Annotated in this window: 24 protein-coding genes; 17 read left to right on the top strand and 7 right to left on the bottom strand. The window is 35.0% G+C overall.

Annotated elements, in window-relative coordinates; genetic code table 11:
• Positions 1–17: 17 nt before the first annotated feature.
• Positions 18–749, bottom strand: coding sequence for a rhodanese-like domain-containing protein (locus B8869_RS06390; protein WP_200805964.1), 732 nt, complete (start codon positions 747–749; stop codon positions 18–20).
• Positions 750–969: 220 nt separating this feature from the next.
• On the opposite strand from B8869_RS06390, the gene B8869_RS06385 reads away from it, so the two are divergent.
• The 5 genes from B8869_RS06385 (at position 970) to B8869_RS06365 (ending at position 7,725) form a co-directional block, all read left to right on the top strand.
• Complete coding sequence (locus B8869_RS06385) at positions 970–1,422, top strand: TraX family protein (RefSeq protein ID WP_327083039.1); 453 nt, start codon at positions 970–972, stop codon at positions 1,420–1,422.
• A gap of 220 nt (positions 1,423–1,642) precedes the next feature.
• Positions 1,643–1,855 (top strand): helix-turn-helix domain-containing protein, encoded by a 213-nt coding sequence (locus B8869_RS06380; protein WP_084230811.1) that lies wholly within the window; start codon positions 1,643–1,645, stop codon positions 1,853–1,855.
• Positions 1,856–1,968: 113 nt separating this feature from the next.
• Positions 1,969–4,722, top strand: coding sequence for a type I restriction endonuclease subunit R (locus tag B8869_RS06375; protein WP_084230810.1), 2,754 nt, complete (start codon positions 1,969–1,971; stop codon positions 4,720–4,722).
• Positions 4,723–4,726: 4 nt separating this feature from the next.
• Complete coding sequence (locus B8869_RS06370; protein ID WP_084230809.1) at positions 4,727–6,151, top strand: type I restriction-modification system subunit M; 1,425 nt, start codon at positions 4,727–4,729, stop codon at positions 6,149–6,151.
• Positions 6,148–7,725, top strand: coding sequence for a restriction endonuclease subunit S (locus B8869_RS06365; RefSeq protein ID WP_084230808.1), 1,578 nt, complete (start codon positions 6,148–6,150; stop codon positions 7,723–7,725). The genes B8869_RS06370 and B8869_RS06365 overlap by 4 nt, the downstream gene beginning before the upstream one ends.
• A gap of 36 nt (positions 7,726–7,761) precedes the next feature.
• Here the strand turns inward: B8869_RS06365 and B8869_RS06360 are convergent, their stop codons facing one another.
• Positions 7,762–8,571 carry a tyrosine-type recombinase/integrase gene (locus tag B8869_RS06360; protein ID WP_084230807.1) on the bottom strand — a complete coding sequence of 270 codons (810 nt, stop codon included), beginning with the start codon at positions 8,569–8,571 and terminating at the stop codon, positions 7,762–7,764.
• An 87-nt stretch (positions 8,572–8,658) separates the two neighbouring features.
• Here B8869_RS06360 and B8869_RS12485 point away from each other — a divergent pair, with 87 nt between their 5' ends.
• Entirely contained in the window at positions 8,659–9,168 is a 510-nt protein-coding gene (locus B8869_RS12485; protein ID WP_200805985.1) for a restriction endonuclease subunit S, read from the top strand.
• Here the strand turns inward: B8869_RS12485 and B8869_RS06350 are convergent.
• From B8869_RS06350 to B8869_RS06340, 4 genes are all read right to left on the bottom strand, one after another.
• On the bottom strand, positions 9,161–10,450 hold the full coding sequence (locus B8869_RS06350) for a restriction endonuclease subunit S (protein WP_084230805.1): 1,290 nt from the start codon (positions 10,448–10,450) through the stop codon (positions 9,161–9,163). The two genes, B8869_RS12485 and B8869_RS06350, sit on opposite strands and share 8 nt — an antisense overlap.
• A gap of 222 nt (positions 10,451–10,672) precedes the next feature.
• Positions 10,673–10,846 (bottom strand): hypothetical protein, encoded by a 174-nt coding sequence (locus tag B8869_RS11485; RefSeq protein ID WP_234989769.1) that lies wholly within the window; start codon positions 10,844–10,846, stop codon positions 10,673–10,675.
• Positions 10,843–11,322 carry a TnpV protein gene (locus B8869_RS06345; protein ID WP_234989768.1) on the bottom strand — a complete coding sequence of 160 codons (480 nt, stop codon included), beginning with the start codon at positions 11,320–11,322 and terminating at the stop codon, positions 10,843–10,845. Before B8869_RS06345 ends, B8869_RS11485 begins: the two co-directional genes overlap by 4 nt.
• Positions 11,323–11,597: 275 nt before the next feature.
• The gene (locus tag B8869_RS06340) at positions 11,598–12,776 is read right to left on the bottom strand and encodes a carboxylate--amine ligase (protein WP_084230804.1); all 1,179 of its coding nucleotides are present in this window, start codon (positions 12,774–12,776) and stop codon (positions 11,598–11,600) included.
• Positions 12,777–12,884: 108 nt separating this feature from the next.
• Between B8869_RS06340 and tpx the strand changes: the two genes are divergently transcribed.
• The 11 genes from tpx to purH all read left to right on the top strand — a co-directional run bounded on the left by tpx (position 12,885) and on the right by purH (position 22,280).
• Positions 12,885–13,388 (top strand): thiol peroxidase, encoded by a 504-nt coding sequence (tpx, locus tag B8869_RS06335; RefSeq protein WP_084230803.1) that lies wholly within the window; start codon positions 12,885–12,887, stop codon positions 13,386–13,388.
• On the top strand, positions 13,388–13,864 hold the full coding sequence (gene rlmH, locus B8869_RS06330; protein ID WP_084230802.1) for a 23S rRNA (pseudouridine(1915)-N(3))-methyltransferase RlmH: 477 nt from the start codon (positions 13,388–13,390) through the stop codon (positions 13,862–13,864). Before tpx ends, rlmH begins: the two co-directional genes overlap by 1 nt.
• Positions 13,865–13,880: 16 nt before the next feature.
• Complete coding sequence (locus tag B8869_RS06325; RefSeq protein WP_084230801.1) at positions 13,881–15,062, top strand: M20 metallopeptidase family protein; 1,182 nt, start codon at positions 13,881–13,883, stop codon at positions 15,060–15,062.
• 14 nt (positions 15,063–15,076) lie between these two features.
• Positions 15,077–15,541: a ribonuclease domain-containing protein gene (locus B8869_RS06320; RefSeq protein ID WP_200805963.1), complete on the top strand. Its 465-nt coding sequence runs from the start codon at positions 15,077–15,079 to the stop codon at positions 15,539–15,541.
• An 11-nt stretch (positions 15,542–15,552) separates the two neighbouring features.
• The gene (locus tag B8869_RS06315; RefSeq protein ID WP_084230800.1) at positions 15,553–15,816 is read left to right on the top strand and encodes a barstar family protein; all 264 of its coding nucleotides are present in this window, start codon (positions 15,553–15,555) and stop codon (positions 15,814–15,816) included.
• 171 nt (positions 15,817–15,987) lie between these two features.
• Positions 15,988–17,439, top strand: coding sequence for an IMP dehydrogenase (guaB, locus tag B8869_RS06310; protein WP_084230799.1), 1,452 nt, complete (start codon positions 15,988–15,990; stop codon positions 17,437–17,439).
• 154 nt (positions 17,440–17,593) lie between these two features.
• Entirely contained in the window at positions 17,594–18,043 is a 450-nt protein-coding gene (gene purE / locus B8869_RS06305; RefSeq protein WP_084230798.1) for a 5-(carboxyamino)imidazole ribonucleotide mutase, read from the top strand.
• A complete protein-coding gene (gene purM, locus B8869_RS06300; protein WP_084230797.1) occupies positions 18,043–19,050 on the top strand; it encodes a phosphoribosylformylglycinamidine cyclo-ligase in 1,008 nt (335 codons plus the stop codon). The genes purE and purM overlap by 1 nt, the downstream gene beginning before the upstream one ends.
• Entirely contained in the window at positions 19,034–19,588 is a 555-nt protein-coding gene (gene purN, locus B8869_RS06295) for a phosphoribosylglycinamide formyltransferase (protein ID WP_084230796.1), read from the top strand. The genes purM and purN overlap by 17 nt, the downstream gene beginning before the upstream one ends.
• Positions 19,585–20,814 (top strand): phosphoribosylamine--glycine ligase, encoded by a 1,230-nt coding sequence (purD, locus tag B8869_RS06290; RefSeq protein ID WP_084230795.1) that lies wholly within the window; start codon positions 19,585–19,587, stop codon positions 20,812–20,814. Before purN ends, purD begins: the two co-directional genes overlap by 4 nt.
• Complete coding sequence (gene purH, locus B8869_RS06285; RefSeq protein WP_084230794.1) at positions 20,811–22,280, top strand: bifunctional phosphoribosylaminoimidazolecarboxamide formyltransferase/IMP cyclohydrolase; 1,470 nt, start codon at positions 20,811–20,813, stop codon at positions 22,278–22,280. The genes purD and purH overlap by 4 nt, the downstream gene beginning before the upstream one ends.
• A 45-nt stretch (positions 22,281–22,325) precedes the next feature.
• Here purH and B8869_RS06280 read toward each other — a convergent pair whose 3' ends face one another.
• Positions 22,326–23,453: a pyridoxal-phosphate-dependent aminotransferase family protein gene (locus B8869_RS06280; RefSeq protein WP_084230793.1), complete on the bottom strand. Its 1,128-nt coding sequence runs from the start codon at positions 23,451–23,453 to the stop codon at positions 22,326–22,328.
• Positions 23,454–23,469 lie beyond the last annotated feature (16 nt).

Genomic DNA, 23,469 nt, shown 5'->3' with positions numbered 1-23,469 from the left:
ATACAAGTTCTTCAAAATTATTTTTCGAAATTGAATTCAAATTCTTTAGTTCCATCAAGAGAGTTTTTAACATTAGTATATCCTTTTTCAACTAAAGTTTGTGCAACAACAGTTGATTTATTTCCGGAATAACAATAAGTTACTACTCCCTTGTCCATAGGGATGTTTGCTAAAGCTTCTTCTACATTGTCAACAGAAACGTTGATAGCACCCTTTAAGTGGCCTGCTTCGTAGTCTTTAGCGTCTCTAGCGTCGATGATTGTTAAACCTTCTTCATTTGCATCAGCTATTGCTTGAAGTTCAGAACCGAAGATGTTTTCGATTTGAGACATAGTAGTGTATTCAAAATCTTTTACGCCTTGAGCATTGTATACACTAGTGAATCCGTTAGCAACTAAGATATCAGCAGCTTTTGCACTCTTCTTACCAGTGTTACAAATAGTTACTACATTTTTATCTTTGAAATCTGCAATTCTATCAAGGTTATCTTCGAAAGTTTCGATATCCATATTGATAGCAAATTTAACGTGTCCAGCATCGTATTCATCTTTACTTCTCACGTCTATAACAAGATAGTTTTCTTTAGCTTTGTTATCCTCCATGATTTTGTTAAGTTCAGAACCTTCCATTGTTTGAACAGTGGCAGTTTCAGCAGGTGCTTCTTCAGTTTTAGGTTCATTTTTAGCACAACCAACTACAAAAAGTGTAAGTGTTGCAAGTATAGCAACAAGTGATAGATATTTTTTCAATGTTATTCCTCCAAAGTAAGGACAACGTCTTGAAAAGTGCTTTAATTAAAACTAACAACAAAAATATTATAGCATAATAAAATAAAAATTTAAAAAAAACACTTTATTTTAAAAATTTTTTCGTATTTAGGGCACTCTCAATAGAGTTAAGCAATTATTTAGGAGGACAACATGGAGAGAAGCTTAAAAAATAGGTATAAACGGATACTAACTAAAGTTAATAGGGATAGTTTTAATGGTTTGTGACCATATTCATAAAATGTTTTATTATGCGGGGAATTTGAGTTGGTTAAATATGCTTGGCAGACTTGTATTACCCATATTTTTATTTATGTGTGCAGAAGGATATAGTCACACTAGAAATAAGGGAAAGTATGCATTAAGGCTTTATATTTCAGGAACTATTATGGGGATAGTTTCTCTAATAATATCTAATAAGTTCCCTATAAATGATCCGCCGGTTGTATTGATGAATAATGTTTTTTACACAATGTTTTTATCGGTGGTTTTAATGTATGTGGTAGATTGTTTTAGACAAAAGAAAATTTTTAAGGGTATATTAATTTTAATCTTGCCAATATTACCTTATGTGTTCCTCATGAGTTTAATAGATAAAGTTGATATATCGGTATTTAGGATTTTGGTAGTGTTGCCATCATATTTTACAGTATAAGGCGAAATAATATCTCTAATTTTAGCGATATCATTCTATATCTTTAAAGACAGCAGAAAAAAACAATTAATTGCATTAGTTTTAATATCGCTGTTTATACTATTTGTTGTATCGCAACTACTAAACAAAATAATGGTATTGCTCGATTATCATTGGAATTTTTAGACTTTGTTATATAATATACTTGTGTAGTTATTATTAAATCTTTAAGAGGTAGATTATGACTGTGAGTTATAAAAAGTTGTGGAAGTTATTAATTGACCACGATATGAAGAAGAAGGACCTTGCTAAAGCTGCTGATATTAGCAATTACACAATTACAAAAATGAGCAAAGGCGAAAATGTGACAGTAGATATTTTAGGTAAAATTTGTTTGGCGTTAAATTGTAATATAGAGGACATCATGGAATTCATTCCTGATGACACAAAATAAAATTTAATTAAAATCAGAAAAGCCTACATAGAGTTTATAAAATTAGTATTTACTATTAACTTCCGATAATTTTAATTATCAGGAAGCAAGACTTTTACAGGAGGATAACAGATATGTTACCTGAAGAAAAAGCAAGAATAAAAATAGACAAGCAATTAACTGATGCAGGATGGGATATTGTCGCTCGTGACGAGTATACTCCATTTAATGCTTCTGCGGTTAAAGAAGCTTTAATGCAAGGAAATAAAGAAAGTGACTATCTTCTCTTTGTTGATGACAAAGCGATTGCTGTTGTTGAAGCAAAAGCTGAGGATAATTCTCTCGGAGATATTGTTGCACAACAAGCTGAATGGTATTCTAAAAATCCGCAAGGTTGGGTTGGTTTGTGGTTTCCAAATCAGATTCCCCTTGTATATCTCGCAAATGGTAATAAGATTTATTTTAAAAATATGCTTGAGTCCGACAGCGAATATGTTGAACTTTCGGAAATGCACTCACCGAAAAAGATGCTACAAATGCTTGGTAAAAAATCCGAATATGGTGCGTTGCCGAGAATTGAGAAAAAAGGACTTCGTGACTGCCAGTATGATGCTGAAGTAAAACTTGAAGCATCGTTGAAAGCCGACAGGAAAAAGGCTCTTGCTATTCTTGCAACAGGTTCAGGTAAAACATATCTTGCTTGTCTTGCGTCCTACCGTCTGTTGAACTATACGCCTACCAAGCGTGTACTTTTCCTTGTTGACAGAAATAATCTTGCTCGACAGACAGAAACAGAATTCAGTTTGTTCGACCGCACCGAAAAACAAAAACCGATGAACGAACTTTACCAAATTAATCGACTTACAAAACCCGAAAGTATTCAGGGCGATATCATTATATCTACAATACAAAAATTATTTGCGGTGCTTACGGGACAAACTATAACGGAAGATGACGAAGATAAAGAAGACGAAAAATTGGGCTTGAAAGATGTTATTAAAAACGAGCCTGATATAGTTCTTGGCGAGGATTTGAAATTACCTCCGGATTACTTCCAGTTTATCATTGTTGATGAATGTCATCGTTCAATTTACGGCAAATGGAAAGCGGTTCTTGATTACTTTAAGGACGCAAAAGTTCTTGGTTTAACTGCAACGCCTACTCCCGAAGCATATGCGTATTTTAATAAAAATATTGTTGAAGAATACACATACGAAGATTCCGTTGTTGACGGTGTTAATGTTCCTGCACGAGTTTACAGAATAATTACCGACGCAACGGTTCACGGTGGCACAATCAATCAAGGCGAAACAGTTACGGATGTTAATCGTTCCGGTGAAATGGTTGATGAATACAAGGCACAGCAACGCATTGACTATGCGCCAAACCAGCTTGAACGCTCTGTTATCAACCCTAATCAGATAGAGTCTGTCTTGAAATCCTATATGGAGTCAATTTATACCGACTTATATCCGGAAAGAGAAGAAAATTGGATCTATATTCCTAAAACGCTCATCTTTGCAAAAGATGATAATCACGCAACAAAAATCGTTGAGATTGCCAAAAAGGTGTTTGCCGAAAAATTTCCAAGTGGAAAAGTGCCGGACAACTTTGTGCAAAAAATTACATATTACGCAGGCGATTCCAATGCCCTTATTCGTGAATTGCGAACGGAAAAGGATTTTAGAATAGCAGTTACAGTTACACTTGTTGCAACAGGTACGGATGTAAAGCCTTTGGAAGTTGTTCTTTTTATGAACGATGTAAAATCGGATGTTTTATATACGCAGATGAAAGGAAGAGGTTGCAGAACACTTAATGAAGATAAATTAAGAGAAGTTACTCCGAATGCAGATAACAAAAATTGTTTCTACATTGTTGATGCAGTGGGTGTAACGGAATCTGATAAGCATACTCCGGGACATGGCAAAGGCGGAGAACCACGACCTAAAATACTTCGTTTAGACCAGCTTTTGGAAAGATTGTCACACGGCGAGGTTTCTGATGAAAATCTCGCTCTGCTTCGTGATTATTGTGCAACAATACAAAAACGATATGAGGACAATCCTCTTTTCGAAAGACATTTGAATATGTTTATTTCCGATTATGGCTTTTCACCAAGAGGATTAGCAAATAATATAAACCAATTGCTTTCGCAGAATTTGCTACCTCCTTATGAGAATATTTCGGATGAAAATTTTGCTCGTAAAAACTTGATTTTCTGTTTAATAAGTAATTTATCAGCACGAAAGAAACTTCTTGAAATGTTCCGGGGTTATTACGCTGTAACTCCAGAAAAAGAGGACAAGGTAATTTATAAAGGTTTCTCTAAAGAAACGGCAAAAAGCTTTATTTCTAACTTTGAGCAATATTTGAATGATAATGCAGATAAGATTGAAGCTCTCCGAATTATCTATAATTCTGAAGATACTGTAATTACATATTCAATGCTTACGGAGTTGCAGGACAAATTGATTGCTGAAAACGGACAATTCACGCCGTATTACATTTGGAAAAACTATAAAATCCTCGATAATGACGGTAATGTTGAAGAATTGGATACAAAGCAAAACATCAAGGCTCTTACTCATCTCATTCAGCTTGTTCGTTATGCATATAAGAAAAGAAATAAACTTGTAAGTCTTATTAAGGGCTATTCCCAAAAATTTAGCCTTTATTGTGGACAAGCTCAGCGTGAACTTACAGATGAGCAAAAAGAAATTATGAAACAGATAGCTGATTACATTATTGAGGAAGGTGCAATCAGCATAAAAGAATTGAATGCTTTTGATACAGACCTGTGGCGTAAAGGAATAAAAAACTTTGGCGCACCTGTTCTATCGGAGGAAATTATTACACTTGCAAAATTTATTTTAAAGGCGGCATAATACTATGGCAGATATTCAAAAAAGCGAAGCAACACTGGTAAAAAAAGTATGGGATATTGCAAATGTTCTTGCGGCTGCCGGTGTTGGATTTACAGACTATATCACTCAACTCACATACATTCTTTTTCTTAAAATGGATGCAGAAAAGGAAGAATTAGGTCTTGGCAGCTCTATCCCTGATGGATATAAGTGGAAAGATATTGTTGAACTTAATGGAGATGACCTTATTGACAAGTATGAAGAAGTATTGAAAGAGCTTTCAAAAGATGACGGACTTATCGGTACTATCTTTACGAAAGCATCTAACAAAATCAACAGCCCTGTTCATCTTGCAAAAGTGTTCCAAATGGTTGGCAATGAAAACTGGTATATGATGGAGGGCGATTTCAAGGGTGCAATTTATGAATCAATCCTTGAAAAGAATGGTCAGGATAAAAAAAGCGGTGCCGGACAATACTTTACTCCTCGTGCGCTCATCAAAGCAATGGTTGATGTAATTGACCCTAAAATCACCGAAACGGTTGCTGACCCGGCTTGCGGAACTGGTGGATTCCTTCTTGCTGCCTTTGACCATATGAAACCCCAAAGCAGGGATTTGTCAAAGCAGAACTTTTTAAAAAACAATGCATTGTTTGGTGCAGATAATACAGCACTTGTTGTTACCCTTGCATCAATGAATTTATATTTACACGATATTGGAACAGAAAAGAGTCCTATCGTTTGTCAGGATTCATTGCTTGATACATCGGACAGAATGTTTGATGTAATTCTTGCAAATCCACCTTTCGGCACAAGACCACAAGGCAGCGTAGCAGTTGACAGTGCAAGACCGGAATTTATAAAAACGTCGGATAATCAGGTTAACTTCTTGCAGCATATAATGTCCATCGTTAAAACCGGCGGACGAGTTGCTGTGGTTCTTCCCGATAATGTACTTACTGACGGAAATGCTACTGCAAAGGTTCGTGAAAAATTATTAGCAGACTTTAATCTTCACACCATTCTCAGATTGCCGACAGGTATTTTCTACGCTGGAGGTGTTAAGACAAACGTGCTTTTCTTTGAAAAGGGAGAAAAAACAAGAGATATTTGGGTTTATGATTATAGAACCGGTATAAAACACACAATGGCAACAAAGCCTATGACTCGTGCAAACCTTGACGATTTTGTGAATTGCTATTGTTCGGGTCATTTGGAAGACAGAAAAGAAACTTATTCAGAAGAAAACCCCAATGGTAGATGGAGAAAATTCAGAGAAGAAGAAGTTTACTCCCGTGACCAATTAAAACTTGATTTCAAATGGATAGATTTAACCGAAAAAGATGACCGCACGATTACAGAGCTTCTCTCTGAAATGCAGGAAAAAGCAACTGCAATCGGTGATGCCGTATCAAAACTCCAAGAAATTCTCGGAGGCATCGACTTATGATTGATACAAAAGCGTTAAGAGAAAAAGTGCTTGACCTTGCAATTCGTGGTAAACTTGTGCCTCAAGACCCGAATGATGAGCCAGCAACCGTTTTGCTTGAAAGAATTCGTGAGCAAAAGAAGCAAATGGTTAAAGATGGCAAACTCAAAGCAAAGGACATTAAGAATGATACCATAATCTTTAAGGGTGATGATAATTTACATTATGAGCAGTTTGCGGACGGAACTGTAAAATGTATCGAAGATGAGATACCGTTTGAAGTGCCAGACAAATGGGTTTGGGTGAGATTAGGGAACTTAGCTCAATATAAAAAAGGTCCCTTTGGAAGTAGTATTACAAAAGCTATGTTTATTCCAGATTCGCCAACTGCTATAAAGGTTTATGAACAAAAAAACGCCATTAACAAGAACGTATCTTTAGGCAATTATTTTGTATCATCAGAAAAATACGAAACCCTTAAAGGCTTTGAAGTTTTCCCAAATGACATAATTGTTAGTTGCGCTGGGACAATTGGTGAAACATATGTAATGCCGAAAAATATGAGAAAAGGTATTATCAATCAAGCGTTGATGAAAATATCCCTTTATGATTTGGAAATTTCTGAGTTTTACTTAATGTACTTTGATTTTCAACTTAAAAATGAAGCAAAAGAGCAGGGATATGGCGTAGCTCTGAAGAACATACCTCCATTTGATGTTTTGAAAAAATATTTAGTTCCTTTGCCCCCATTACAAGAGCAGGCAAGAATAATGCAACAGGTAAAGGCATTATTAACTGTAATTAATGACATAGATTCAAATGCAAATGAACTTTCCAAAAAGATTATTAGCATTAAATCCAAAATTCTCGACCTTGCCATTCGTGGCGAACTCGTTCCGCAAGACCCAAATGATGAGCCTGCTTCTGTTCTTCTTGAACGCATTAGAACAGAGAAAGAAGAACTTATTAAAGCCGGTAAAATCAAGCGTGATAAAAAGGAATCTGTCATCTTCAAAGGTGAGGATAACTCTTATTATCAAAATGTACCTAACAATTGGTCAATTGCATCGTTATCAGAAATAACTACATCACAACTTTTGAATGATGGCGATTGGATTTTATCCGATAATATGGATTCTGCAGGAGAAGTAAAACTTATTCAACTTGGCTCTGTTGGATTTTTAGAATATATTGACAAAGGATTTAAGTATTTGACCAATGAAATGTTTGAGTATCTAAATTGTACTGAAATTCATTCGGGATATATGCTTATTAACAGAATAGTCAGCGATAAAATGACTGTTTGTATATTGCCGGAAATTAGTGGTAAAAAAATAACAACTGTAGATACCTGTTGGGTTGCACCAAAAGAAAATTGGTATAATTTAAAATTTATTCTTTATTCACTTGCTTCACCACAATACCAATCATCAGTTTTATTTTATAGCTCTGGCACAACAAGAAAGCGAATTAGCAAGACTAATTTGATTGCTTTACATCTTGCCATTCCGCCCCTTGCCGAGCAAAAGCGAATTGTTGAAGCTATTGAAATAATCTTTGCACAGCTCGATGAAATAACCAATTCCATAGCGTAAGATCAGCCGTCCTCGAAAACGAGGGCGGCTGTGCTTTTACCAAGTGACTATTTTATCGACAAGTGCTTGTTGTTCACTTGCTGTGCGTCGAAGATATATTCTTGTTGTTTCAATACTTTCGTGTCCCATAAGGTCAGCAAGTAAAGCAATATCATTATATTTCTCAAGAAAATTCTTTGCATAACGATGGCGGAAAGAGTGTGGGTAAACAACTTTTTTATCAAGACCATATTTATCAGCGTAATTTTTTAGCTGCTGTGAAACACCTCTTGTAGTAATTCTTTCACCATAACGATTAAGAAAAAGATAGCCGGAGGAACGATGCGTTTCCTCCAGCCAATCCAAAGTTTCATTTCTCAATTTTTTCGGTATGTATAATCTTCGTAATTTACCACCTTTCGAATACAAATCAAAATAGCCAAGCTCCACGTGTTCAATTTTAATCTGAATCAATTCGCTTACACGGGCACCGGTTGCGGCAAGATACCACACAACAAAGTACCATTCCATATTTCCGTCTTTCTTTAACTGCTTTTTTAGAAATTTGTAATCTGCATTGCTGATTACATTCTCTAAGAAATTTTTCTGTTGAACCTTAACGGCTTTAAGTTGCAATCGTTCTTTGCCCAAATACTCCAAATACTTATTGATTGCCTGTATTCGCAGATTGACCGTTTTCGGCTTAAAAAATTCCATCAAATAGCCTTTATAAGCAAGCAGATTTTCCTTGCTTACGCTGTCGTAATGTGAATGATAAAAGTTTACCGTCCACACATACGATGTGATGGTGTTTTCCGAAAGATTGCTCTTTCTTAGGTGTTCTTCAAATGTTGTTTGTCCTTTCATAATAAAAGACCTCCGTATATATATTCACGACAAAAAGCCGCAAATATATTATACTTCCCATAAGTCTATGGCTCTTATTATGAGAAGATAGGCGAAAACACTGTTGACATTTCAGATGAAGTACCTTTTGAAATTCCCAAAAGTTGGACATTCGTAAGATTAGAAGATGTACTTGATTATGAGCAACCTACACCATATATCGTTAAGTCAACCGATTATAAAGATGATTATCAAACGCCGGTATTAACAGCAGGAAAATCTTTTATAATTGGCTATACAAATGAAACTTACGGAATTAAAACAGAATTGCCTGTAATCATATTTGACGATTTTACAACTGACAGCAAGTATGTTGATTTTACGTTTAAAGTTAAATCCTCGGCTATGAAAATCCTTGCAGCGAAAGAAAAACTTATCAATACTAAATTTGCTTACTATGCTATGCAAGTAGTAGAGTGTGATAATTACAATCATAAGCGTTATTGGATTTCTGAGTTCTCTAAAAAGTTGATTCCCTTACCACCAAAAAACGAACAAGTTAAAATTGTTAATGCTATAGAAGAATTATACAAATACATAGAACAGAGTCTCAATTGAGGCTCTGTTCTATTATATCAAGCACAACAAAAATTTTGTCTATCACTTCGGATATACGGTTTTGTTCTTCAATCGGTGGCAAAGGAATTTTACAATCATAAATGTTTTCTAAGGACAGATTTGGAATAGCCATTGCAACTTCCTGATGTAACAAATCCTTTTTAATTTTACTCGAATTTATAGCGTAAATTAGATATTTAATATTTACAAATTTCGTAGTTACAAGTCTTACAAGTGCAACTGCCTGATTAGTGTTAAGCGGCAACGCACTTTCAGTAACAATAGCCGTTCTGCCAAGAGTACCTGCAATAGTAATTAAGATATCGTTGCTTTCTAGAATTGAGCGCTTCAGAAAACCAGTATGGGTTTTATCATCAACATACTTTAAGTTATCAAGATTAAGTTTGTCGTATCCTAAAATATTTTCTGCTCTTAAAAATCCAATACCCGATGATGTGTACGAAACATTTCCGCCTCTCGGTGTCGTTCCTTTTGTAATAACTTTCGAAATCATTCCGAGCGATGTCAAAGCCCAATTTGAGGGCAAGTTCTCATAATAAGAGTTATCCTCACCTTTGAAGATGACAGATTCCTTTTTATCACGCTTGATTTTACCTGATTTTATAAGTTCTTCTTTTTCGGCTCTTATGCGTTCAAGCAAAACAGAAGCAGGCTCATCATTTGGGTCTTGCGGAACAAGTTTGCCACGAATGGCAAGGTCTAGAATTTTTGATTTTACAAGATCAACTAACGAAATAAAATCATCTTTTTGAATATCCAAATCAGATATACAATCGAAAATGTAATCTAATTTATCAACGATATTCTGTTGTTCATTTATCGTAGGTAAAGGTACTAAAATTTTATGTAATGCTTTTGAAGATAACCCTTGCAACCCTATACCTTGACCGCCTATGCGTTCTTGTATTTTCCATAAATAAAGAACATAGTAATAGAATCGATTTGACAAAGAAATGTAACTTCTCAAACGATGTATATGATTTTGGATTCGTATTTCATTATCATAACACCAAATAGCAGAACGCCCAATATCACCACCTTCGCAAACTAAAAGGTCGCCTTTTTTTACCGTACATTTCTCAATCTCAGCATCAGTAAAGGGCATCTCTTTTATTGAATCAAATTCAAACCTATCCCAATATAAATTTGATGTAGTGATATATGTTAGCATCACACCTTCAGTATTAGAAGAATTCAATGCTTTTCCGGTATTATGTTCAAATATTGTTCCAAGTCTAACCCATTGCCACGAATTTGGCACATCAAATGGTATCTCATCTTCGATACATTTTACCGTTCCGTCCGCAAACTGCTCATAATGTAAATTACATCAACCATATTTGGGTCTCAGGGTGCAACACTAACGATAAAAACCTATCCACAAATGGTCTGCTCGCTAAGATTAAGCAGAAAACTTCGGTTCATACAAAACAAGGCACAACCAACGAATTCTTTTTTTCTAAGGAGGTGCCTTTTCGTTATGTTATGTATAAATTACTTTGACTTTTTTCTTCTTAGCTTGCAGAATTTTAAGCAGAACATCATCAACACAGTCCGTATATTTGCCTGTCGAGATAAGAGTGTTTTTCTCTGAAATAAGGCTTTCAATTATTAGTTTTCTTTCTTCTGATGTAAGATAAATATGATACTTTTTCATACAAATATCACTTCCGTGTTAAAGATTTCACTTGTTCGATTTCGGATGTTATTCATCTTCTGAACCCATAACATCATATCTTTGTCTTTCAGACTTTCTGTAACATTTTCTTTCTTGGCAAGTGATTTTACAAGCTGCTGAAACATTTCTTCAGCTCGTGTATCTATCTCTTTGAGGTGTTTGTTGAGGGTACCTTTGGTCAAATAGTTGTAGTAAATAATGCGATGATTTTCTTTCAGATATCTGCGGTATCGCTGTCCCCACATACCAATTTCAAACTGTTCTTCTTTTGGTAGTGCCAGTGTGGGAAGCCTGTAATCACCGTTCGCTTTATAAGTTCCGCCAAGATTTTCATAAATAGATTTTATTGAAAAATCTTCCTTTGTTTTTGTGTAATTACATTTTACAAAAGATAAAAAAATGTGCCGATTGCAGAAAAATAGACACCAACCAATTTGGTCAGTGCCTATTTTCACCCTTGCAATACCGATTTTACTGTGTTTTTAGAATACTTCCTTATAAACACTCAGCATTAGGTCGGTATTTTTTATTTTAATTTATAGCGCCAATATATTGATTTATGAATTTTTTATTTGGTCTTACTAGTTTCATATGAATTCTTTTTAATAACTCCTATAATTTGACTTTGATATAAAGATCTTGTTTCTCTAGTAGAGAGTTTGAAATCAAGTTTACATAGTTAATATATGACGTTGTCATAATCATGACACAGCATCATGATGTGTCATTTTTATTTAAACATTCTTTTTAATTTACTGCTTATTGCCCATTTAAAGAAGCTCCAGCCAGGACCTATATCGTCACTTGCCCAAGTTGAGCTAACTTTTTTGAATCTGTAATCTGAAATGATTTTGCCCCAAGTCATCTGTCCTGTGCTCAAATATCTTTTGATAGCAGGGATGTCTTCATATTTATATTTCCAATAAGTTTCCGTATTTGTTCTTATTTGAGCGCCGGAAACTTTTTCTCCAGTGGAGTCTAAGAAATACATCATAGGAGAGTTGAATCCAAGTTGGCATAACATTTCAGTAAAGTTTATAAATCTTACATTCACTTCTACTAAGTATATTTTGTTATTTCTCTCGTCTCTTTTAAGTTCAACTTCGGCAAAGCCTTTGTAGTTTACACTTTTGAAAAGGGGTGAGCATAGGTCGTATAATTCAGGAATGTACTCTTGCTTAGCGTATGTGCTGGCACCGAAATTTATTGGCCACTGTCTGATTTTAGATGTGGTTAAAAATGCCTTAACTTCGTTGTCTTGCATATACATATCAAAAGAGTAACAGTTGCTTTCAGGGCCTTTGACTATACGTTGCACAAAGACATCTTGATTATCTCTTTTACAGATTTCCATTTTTTCTCTAAGTTCTTCTTCTGAATTGATAAAGAACATTTTTTCTCTATAGAGATTTACAAATGGCATTGAGTCACGAGGTTTTAATACACAAGGGTAGCCAAGTTCTTCAGTTGCTCTTTCATATAAATTTGGTTCATCCATTGGAATTATTTCAGGTGTTGGGATATTTAAAGGCTTAGTATATTTTAAAAGACTTTCTTTATCCATCAATTCTGCAAGGAGACCTTTTTGGTCGTTTGGCCATAGATAGTATTTTTTAAGTTCATCAAAATTATTTTCCATAAACTCAACATACAAGTCTGCAGTTGGGAATAGGACTGGTTTAGCAATTTGTTTTTTTGAATAATCTATTAAAAACTTTACAAGTTCTTTTTCTTCATTTTTGTAGTGAGGAGCAATAAGTCTTTCGTTTACATATTTAGATACTCCGTAGTGGGATGGTTCATAATCAATGGTTGTAACGTGCACTCCATTTCTACCAAGATTTCTTACCGCAGCAAGACCTATGTAATAGTTAGTTCCTAAAACTACTGCTTTGTGTTTATATTTCATAAGATACCTCCGATAATTAAAAATAATTATACCATAATTAATTTAGATAATATGAGTATCTATGTTATAAAATGGATATAAATATAAAAAAATGAGGAGGAATTGAAATTGAACATAAAATTTGGCGGAAATCCATTAACATTAGTGGGAAAAGAAATTAAAGTTGGAGACAGAGCACCTGAATTTAAGGCGGTAAATCCGGACCTTTCAGAATTTAATTCAGAAGATTTAAAGGGAAAGATAGTAATCTATTCAGTAGCTCCATCTATTGATACAGGAGTTTGTGCAATTCAAGCGAGAACATTTAACGAAAAGGCAACTCAACTTTCAGATGATGTTGTAATTTATACAGTTACAGTTGACCTTCCATTTGCACAAGGTAGATTCTGTGCAGCTGAAGGAATTGAAAATGCAAAGATTATTTCAGACTATAAAGACCGTGAATTTGGAGAAAAATTTGGATTCTTAATAGACGAATTAAAACTTCTATCAAGAGGTGTTGTGGTAATTGACAGAGAAGGCATTGTAAAATATGTTGAGTTTGTTGAAGAAGTTACTAACGAAGTAAATTTTGATGCAGCTCTTAAGGCAGTGGAAGAGTTAAACGCATAATGAATATAAATATCTTAGCTGTCGGAAAAGTTAAGGAAAAATATATATTGATGGGAATAGAGGAGTTCGCCAAGAGGTTGACTCCTCATTGTAATATCAAAATTGTAGAAGTACCTGACGAACCAGCACCGGAAAAATTATCAGAAAGTGAAGAGCTAAAAGTTAAGCAGAGAGAAGGAGAAAAACTTTTAAAGTACGTTTCCAATTCGGATTACAGTATTGCACTTGATTTAAAAGGAAAGACTCTAACTTCAGAAGAGTTTGCGTCCAAAATCTCTGACATAACAATGGAAGCCTCAACTATAAATTTTATAATAGGTGGTTCTCTAGGATTGTCACAAGAGGTGTTGAATGCATGTCAGTATAAATTATCTTTTTCTAAGATGACATTTCCACACCAACTCATGAGACTTATATTGATTGAGCAAATATACAGAGGTTTTAGAATAATAAACGGATTTCCATACCATAAATAAATAGAGGGGGGAGAATATGGATTTTGAATTGATCAAAGATGAAATTGCGGAAAAATTACCTGAATTTATTTCGAGTAGAAGAAAAATTCATATGAATCCTGAAACTGGAATGGAAGAATTTAAAACAACAGATTTAATAATAGATACTTTAAAAGATTTTGGAATTTACGAGATAGAAAAAGTTAAAGATACAGGTGTTGTTGCAATTATAAGGGGTAATTACGAGAAGTGTGTTGCGATAAGGGCTGATATAGATGCCTTACATATTGAAGAGCGTACAAATCTTGAATATGCTTCTAAAATAGATGGAATTATGCACGCGTGTGGACATGATATTCACACTATATCTCTCTTGGGGAGTGCATATATATTAAATAAGCATAGAAATGAATTAAATGGGACTGTAAAATTGATATTCCAGCCAGCTGAAGAAAAGGGGATTGGAGCAAAGTATATGATTGAAAATGGTGCTTTGGAAAATCCTAAGCCAGTTGCAATATTTGGTTTACACTCTTGGCCTCATATAGAAGCTGGTAAAATTTTTCATAGACATGGAAAGATGGGAGCTTCTTCGGACAGGTTTGATATAAGGGTAATTGGAAGAGGTGGGCATGCGGCTCATCCTGAAAAAACGATAGACCCAATAGTGATTGCGGGCAATATAATAGTTGCTATACAAAGTATTGTGGCTCGTGAATTGTCTGCTTTGGACTCAGCAGTCATTAGCTTTGCAGTTATAAATGGTGGAGATGTATCAAATAAAATACCGTCAGAAGTTGAGTTAAAGGGCTCAATAAGGACATTGTCAGAAGAGACTAGAGAGTATGTTCACAAGAGAATAGAAGAAGTTGTAGAAAATGTTTCTAAGTCTATGAGAGGGAGTTCAGAAGTTAAAATACACAAGGGAGTTCCTGTTTCATACAATGATAGAAGTGTTTCGGTGCTTATTGAGAGAGCATGTCGTGAAGTTTTAGGAGATGAGAATTATATAGAAAATCCTGAACCGACAATGGGTTCAGAAGATTTTGCATATTATTCTGCCTACGTTCCTTCGGCTATGTATAGACTTGGCGTTGGATTTAAAGATAGGGATAATGCTCCACTGCATTCTGATAAGTTTATTGCAAATGAAGAAGCTATATTTACAGGGGTTTTGAGTATGGTTGCAGTGGCTGAAAAATTATTAAATGAACTATAAATAGAGGGTTTTTATTGAAAAAGTTTTTAAGAAATATAACTTTGTATTTTACACTACTTATAATGTTGTTTGCAGTTGGTTGTGGCATAGAGTCCAATCAGACAGATGTAAACACTCAGAGTAGTGCAACGCAAAAAGGCGAAGAGAGAGTTTTATACGAAGATGAATATTATTATGAAAAAGAAGATGTGGCAGAGTATATTCATCAATATGGAAAATTGCCATCAAATTATATAACCAAAAGAGAAGCCAAAGATATGAACTGGTCAGTAAAAGATAACCAAGGTTTGGTAATTGGTGGAGATAAATTTGGAAATAGAGAGGGAAAACTTCCTGAAGTACCAGGGAGAAAATACTACGAGGCAGATCTAATAGAAGGTTATTCTCAAAACAGAGGTCCGGTTAGAATTATATACTCTGACGATGGTTTTATATATTATACGAAAGACCATTATGAGACTTTTAAAAGGGTATATTAGAGGTGGAAATTATGAATATATATATAGTAGATGGCGCTAAATTTGAAACAGTTGAGAAGGCTTATGAGTATCTTAGAGATGAGTTTAAGTTTTCTGAATATTTTGGAAATAATTTAGATGCACTTTGGGATGAACTCACAGATTTGGATAATGTCGCAATAATAATCAAGAATGCAAGAGAAATTCCAAGAAAACTCGGTGAATATGGATTAAAAATTTTGGATATTTTTGGAGATTTATCTGAGTACGATGTAGAAGTAAAAATAAGTTGGTAAGGCACTTTTAAAGTGTCTTTTTTATTTTCAAAGCAATAAAAAATTATTAAAAAGTTATAAAAAAACTAATTTATTTTAAAACAACGGCAATAAACTGATAATTTAATCTAAATAACTTGACAAGGGTTAAAGGTTATTGTAAATTTGAGTTGAAGAAGAAAGGGGTGTAGTATGTTTAAATTAAAAGAAGGTTTAACGTTTGATGATGTGCTTTTAGTGCCAGGAGAGTCTAATGTACTTCCTAATGAAGTTGATTTAAGTACTAAGCTAACTAAAAATATAAAATTAAATATTCCTCTTATGAGTGCGGGCATGGATACAGTAACTGAGAGTAGGATGGCTATAGCTATAGCACGTGAAGGTGGTATAGGTATAATACACAAGAATATGTCAATTGAAGAACAAGCGCTTGAAGTGGATCGAGTTAAGAGATCTGAGCATGGTATAATTTCAGATCCTTTTTATTTATCAAGAGATCATAAGATTTCAGATGCTCTTGGAATTATGTCAAGATACAAGATTTCAGGTGTTCCAATAGTGGACAAAGATATGAAACTTGTGGGTATCTTAACAAATCGTGACGTTAGATTTGAAATGGATGAAGATAGAAGTATAGATGAAGTCATGACTAAGGAAAATTTAGTCACAGGTAGACCTCATATTTCTATGGAAGATGCCCTTTATAGAATGAAAGAAAAGAAAATCGAAAAGCTTCCAATTGTAAAAGAAGATGGAACTTTAGATGGACTTATAACAATAAAAGATATAGAAAAATTAAAACAATATCCTAATTCAGCAAGGGATGCTAAGGGAAGACTTTTAGCAGGAGCTGCAGTTGGAATTACAGTGGATATGATGGACAGAATCAAGGCTTTGGTTGATGCTAAAGTAGACGTGATTACAGTTGATACTGCACATGGTCATTCGCTAAATGTTTTAAAGGCAATTTCAAGCATAAAGGAAAGATATCCTGACATTGAATTGATAGTGGGTAATGTTGCCACTGGAGAAGGCACAGAAGCTCTTATAAAGGCTGGAGCTGATTGTGTTAAGGTTGGTATAGGACCTGGTTCAATTTGTACAACAAGAGTTGTAACAGGGGTTGGTGTTCCACAAATTACTGCTATAATGGATGCAGTGGAAGTTGCTGACAAATATGGTATTCCAATCATAGCTGATGGGGGTATAAAGTATTCAGGAGATATAACTAAAGCTTTGGCTTGTGGAGCGAGCGTAGTAATGGCAGGTTCATTATTTGCTGGTTGTGACGAGAGCCCTGGAGAAGAAGTTATATTCGAAGGTAGAAGATATAAAGAATATAGAGGAATGGGTTCACTTGCAGCTATGAAATCTGGCTCAAGCGACAGATATTTCCAAAACAATACAAAAAAATTGGTTCCTGAAGGAGTTGAAGGTAGAGTACCTTTCAAGGGCGGAGTTTCAGATGTAATTTATCAATTACTTGGCGGTCTAAGATCAGGTATGGGATATATAGGTAGTGCAAATATAGATGAAATTCATAAGAAAGCACAATTTGTAAAGATAACTTCAGCAAGTTTGGTTGAAAACCACCCTCACGACATAACAATCACTAAGGAATCACCAAATTATACTAAAATGTAAAACTGGAAGCATATCTAGGGATCCGAGCTAATGCTAAGGACCTAGCGATATGGATATCGATAGATATTACACCTAAGGGATAAAAGCCCAGGAGGGGAGGTTCGACCTTCTCTTCTTGGGCTTATTTTTTTGAAAAAAAGAAATGAGGTATATAATGAGAGTAGCAGTTATAATGGGAAGTTCATCAGATCAAAAGATAGCAGACAAGGTTACTGAAAAATTAAATTACTTTGGTATTGAACATGAAGTTAGAGTAATATCAGCACACAGAGCTCATAATGCATTGGTAGAATATGTAACAAACACAGAAGCAGAAATATTCATTGCCATAGCAGGTAAGGCGGCACATCTTGCAGGTGTTATAGCAGGACTTTCTATTAAGCCTGTAATAGGAATCCCGGCTAAGAGTTCTACAATGGATGGACTTGACTCACTACTTTCAACAGTACAAATGCCAAAGGGAGTGCCTGTAGCCACTGTTGCAATTGACGGCGGAGAAAATGCCGCAATATTAGCAACTCAAATGCTTGCAATTTATGATGATGAGTTAAAAGCAAAACTTCAAGAGTTTAAATTGGAACAAGAGAAGGAGTCAGTAAGATAATGAAATACAGTGACGCAGGTGTGGATGTAGAGAGAGGCTATGAAGAAGTTTCTCTAATCAAAAAAATGTGTGAAAAGACTTACAGCAGAGATGTTTTATCTGGTGTAGGTGGATTTGGAGCTATGTTCAACTTAGATACAGAAAGATATAAAAATCCTGTATTGGTAAGTGGCTCTGATGGAGTTGGAACAAAACTTTTAATTGCACAAAAGGCAGGTATTCACAATTCTTGTGGTATAGACCTTGTTGCAATGTGTGTTAATGACGTTATATGTCAAGGGGCAAAGCCTTTATTTTTCTTAGACTATATTGCAACAGGAAGACTTGAACCATCTAAGATGGCAAATATAGTTGAGGGAATTGCAAAGGGATGTGAGATATCAGATTGTTCTTTAATTGGTGGAGAAACTGCTGAGATGCCTGATATGTATGGTGAAGAAGATTATGACTTGGCTGGATTTGTGGTTGGAGTTGTAGATAGAGAAGATATAATCAATGGAAGTACTATAAAAGGTGGAGACATTGTAATAGGTCTTGAGTCTTCAGGAGTTCATTCAAACGGATTTTCACTTGTCAGAAAAATTGTATTTGAAAAAGCCGGATTGGACATTGAAGATGAGTTATATGATGGAGTTAGTGTAAAAGAAGGTCTTTTAGCACCGACAAGAATATATGTAAGAGATGTACTTGATCTATTAGAGAAAGTTAAAGTTAAGGCGATAGCTAATATAACTGGTGGAGGACTTTACGAAAATATTCCAAGAGCTCTAAACGGACACGGAGCAGAAATTGATTTGACAAACTACAAGATGCCTAGGTTATTTGAAAGACTACAAGAGCTTGGCGGAGTTGAAACTGAAGAGATGTTAAGAGCTTTTAACTGTGGAATAGGCATGGTGCTTGTGGTTGATAGCGAAGATGAAGAAAAAGTGATTGAACATTTTAAAGATTATAAAGCTTTTAAAATTGGAGAGATAAGAGGTACTAAACTTGAAATCAAATTCTAAACTTGCAGTTTTTATTTCTGGAAGGGGTTCAAACTACTTAGCTGTGAAAAATGCTATTGAAGAGGGAAAGATAGATGCTGAAATATCAATAGTAATTTCAAATTGTAATGCAGAAGGGCTTGAATTTGCAGACAGAAAATTAGTTTCAAATGATTTTGATGAGATTTTAAATACTTTAAAGAGAGAAGAAGTAGATTATATACTTCTTCTTGGTTACTTAAAAATTTTACCTAAGAAAGTTATAGAAGCCTATCCAAATAGAATTATAAATATCCATCCATCTCTAATACCATCTTTTTGTGGAAAGGGAATGCATGGAGAAAAAGTGCATCAAGCAGTTTTGGATAGAGGATGTAAAGTGACGGGAGTTACCACTCATTTTGTAAACGAAGAGGCTGATGCAGGTCCGATAATACTTCAAGAGTGTGTTAAGGTTGAAGATAAAGACACAGCTAAGAGTTTGGCGAAGAGAGTGTTGGAAGTGGAACATGAATTGATTGTAAAGACTGTTCAAAAGGTTTTGGAGGAGAGCAAATGAAAGTACTTGTTATAGGAAATGGCGGAAGAGAGTACAGTATATTAAAAAAATTGTCTAAAGATGGAGTAGAACTCTTTGCAGCTAAGGGAAACGGTGGTACAAGTGCATTTGCTACAAATGTAGATATCGATCCAGAGAATATAGATGCCCTAGTTGAATTTACAAAGGAAAAGGCTATAGATTTGACTATTGTAGGGCCTGAAAATCCTCTTTGCTTAGGAATAGTTGATAAATTTGAAGAAGATGGACTAAAAATATTTGGTGTAAAAAAAATGGGGGCTCAATTTGAAGCGAGCAAAGATTTCACTAAAGAGTTTTTAGTAAGACACGATATATCTACTGCAAAGTATGCAACTTTCTTTGAGTATGAAAAGGCGATGGAATACTTAGACCAAGTAAACTACCCTATAGTTATAAAAGCAGATGGACTATGTCTTGGAAAGGGAGTAACAATAGCGGAGGATAAAAAAAGTGCTGAAGATGCTCTAAAAGATATTTTTGTAGAAGAGAAGATGAATTCTGACAGAGTTGTAATTGAAGAATTCTTAGATGGAAACGAAATATCTGCTATATGTATGGTTTCTCACAACAAAATTTATCCTTTTGAATATGCCAGAGACTATAAGAAGATAGGCGAAGGAAACACAGGAGCAAATACAGGTGGAGTTGGAAACATAATACCGGTTGAAGATATGTCAAGTGAGTTGAAAGATCAAATTAGAGAAATCTTGGATGAGATTTCAGCGGGACTTGAAAAAGATAATTTCAACTACACAGGAATACTTTTCGTTGGGTTTATGGTGGTTGAAAAACCTTATGTCTTAGAGTTCAACGTGAGATTTGGAGATCCTGAAGCAGAAGTCATAATGGAGAAGCTTGATTCAAGTTTGCTTGAGCTTGTAGAAAAAGCAATCGACGGAACTCTTAAAGAAGAAGATTTTAAATATAATGAAGAGTATTATACAGGGGTTATGATGGTTTCTGGAGGATACCCAGCTGACTACGTAAAAGGATATGAAATTACTGGAATAGAAGATGTCAAAAATTCTACAGTAGTTCACTCAGGCACAGCTCTTAAAGATGGCAAATTTTACACATCAGGTGGACGTGTGCTAATGGTTATAGGACATGGTAAGACAAGAGAAGAAGCTACAAAGATGGCTTATGAAGATGTTGAGAAGATACATTTTAAAGGTGCTTATTACAGAAGGGATGTGGGCATTTGAGAGCGTTGATATCAGTTTTTGACAAGACTGGGATAAAAGAGTTCGCACAAGAACTTGAAAAGAGAAACTGGGAGATAATATCTACCGGCGGCACCTATAAATTGTTAGAAGAGAGCGGAATAAAAGTTATCTCTGTGGAAGAAGTAACTGGACAGAGAGAAATATTAGACGGAAGAGTTAAGACACTACATCCAAAAGTTCATGGGGCAATCTTAAACATAAGAGACAATGAAGCTCACCAAGCCACAATCAAAGAAGAGGGAATAACTTCAATTGATATGGTGGTCAACACTCTATATCCATTTGAAGACACTGTTGTAAAGACAGATGACTTTGATGAAATAATAGAGATGATTGATATAGGTGGACCATCTATGATAAGAGCCGCAGCTAAGAATTTTAGAGATGTTTTGATAGTAACAGACCCTAGCGACTACAATGATGTCTTAGAAAACTTAGATTCTCTTACAGAAGATTATAGAAAGAAAATGGCTATAAAGGCATTTGAGACTACTGCAAAATATGATAGGGCAATTTCAGATTATCTAAGCGGTGAAAACTTTAATCTTAATTTAAAATTGAATGAAATTTTGAGATATGGCGAAAACCCACATCAAAAAGCAGCATACTATACAGGTGAAGAAGTTGCAGATATGAAAGTGCTACACGGAAAGCAACTATCATACAACAATTTGAACGACTTATACGCAGCGGTAAAAGCCGTAAAGGGATTTGAAGAGCCTACAGCGGTTGCTGTTAAGCATACAAACCCTTGTGGCATAGGTACTGGTGAAAATCTAAGAGAAGCTTATCTAAAGGCTTATGAGTGCGATACAGAATCTATCTTTGGTGGAATTATAGCACTGAACAGAGAGGTTGACTTAGAAGTTGCACAAGAGCTTTCAAAAATTTTCTTGGAGATAATTATAGCTCCTAAATTTAGCTCTGAAGCTTTTGAGTTGTTGAGTAGTAAGAAGAATTTAAGATTGGTTGAAATTTCAAACCTTATAGAATTTGAAGTTGGAAAACAATTTAAGCAAACTCTAAATGGACTAATAGTTCAAGACTTTGATGAGGTTGAGTTTGAAAAATTTGAAGTAGTTAGCAATAGAAAACCTACAGAAAAAGAATTGAAAGATTTAGAATTTGCTTTTAAAGCTGTGAAATACGTTGCATCAAATGGAGTTGTGCTTGCAAAAGACGGAGCAACTTATGCCATAGGTCAAGGACAGACTAAGAGAGCTTGGGCAGTTGAAGAAGTTCTTCAAAGAGCCAGAGAGCTTGATGGGGTTGTCTTAGCATCAGACGGATTCTTCTTTGCAGACACTGTTGAACTATTAAAAGAACACGGAATAAAAGCCGCAGTTTCTCCAGGGGGTTCAGTAAAAGATGAAGAGGTTATAGAAGCAGCTAACAGAGCAGATATAACTCTTATCTTCACTGGCACAAGACATTTTAGACACTAAATAAAAATCCACAAATTCGGATAGCCGTTTTTGTGGATTTATTTATTATTTCACAGAAGATATTTTTTCACAAAACATATCGTATAGTGAAGCGTTTAGTTTAATCCCAAGTTCTGCGAAACATTCATCAAGAGACTTGAAGAGAGATTTAAAATTATCTTCAGATATATTTTGACCCATGTGTCCAATTCTAAATAGTTTTTCTCTCATATAGCCAACGCCTTTTGAGATGGCTATATTTTTTTTGCGCATCAACTCAAGTAGAGTTTCAGCTTCAATCCCTTCGGGCATTAAAACAGCCGTAACAGTGTTTGACGGGCAAGTCTTGGCATAGAGTTCAAGACCTGAAGCTTCTATTATCTCACGTGTTATTTCAGCATAAGTGCGGTGAAGCTCTATTGAATTTCTTGAAAGCAATTGATCCAAAGCCACGTCCATAGCATAGATTAAGTTTTCGTTCATTGTGTAACAGAAAGGTGCGCCTTGAAAATCGTAGTAGTTTTTAAAGTTCATATAGTACGAATTGACAGGTGTTTTTCTGTTAGCTATTGCAGTTTTAGCTTTTTCGGAAATCGTGACAATAGTTATTCCAACTGGAGCCGATATACATTTTTGGCTCCCTCCAAGTAAGATATCTAATCCGCTCTTATCAAAGTCAATTTCTTCTCCACCTAAAGAGGAAACACAGTCGGCAACGGTCATTATATTATATTTCTTAAACACATCAGTAATTGCATTTAAGTCATTTGTTATACCTGAAGGAGTTTCGCAGTGGACAAAAGTTGCCAGTTTAAAGTTTGAATCTTGTTCTAAAAAACTTTCCAATTTACCAATGTCTATACCATTTCTGAAGTCGAATTCCAATAAAGTAGGCTCTCCACCGGCAAATTTGACATAGTCGGCGAAACCGGCTCCAAAAAATCCATTGGATAGGACTAAAACTCTATCGTTAGGTTCTACAAGAGAAATTATTGAAGCTTCAAGGCCCATAATTCCTTCACCCAACATAAAGAAAGAAGTGGCTTGTGTATTTAAAAGTTGTGAAATTTTTTTCTCAACACTTCTATGGAAAATTTGATAATTAGGGTCTAAATCAGGATTTGTTTTTGAAACGGAAAGAGCGTTTAAAACTTCTGGAGAAATTGAAGTAGGTCCAGCGCAAAGAATTTTCATTTAATCACCTCAAATA

Origin of the sequence: Peptoniphilus asaccharolyticus DSM 20463 (genome assembly GCF_900176115.1) — a bacterium.
GTDB lineage: Bacteria > Bacillota > Clostridia > Tissierellales > Peptoniphilaceae > Peptoniphilus > Peptoniphilus asaccharolyticus.
Note: the sequence above shows the minus strand (reverse complement) of the source record. Positions and strands in the feature narration are given on the sequence as shown.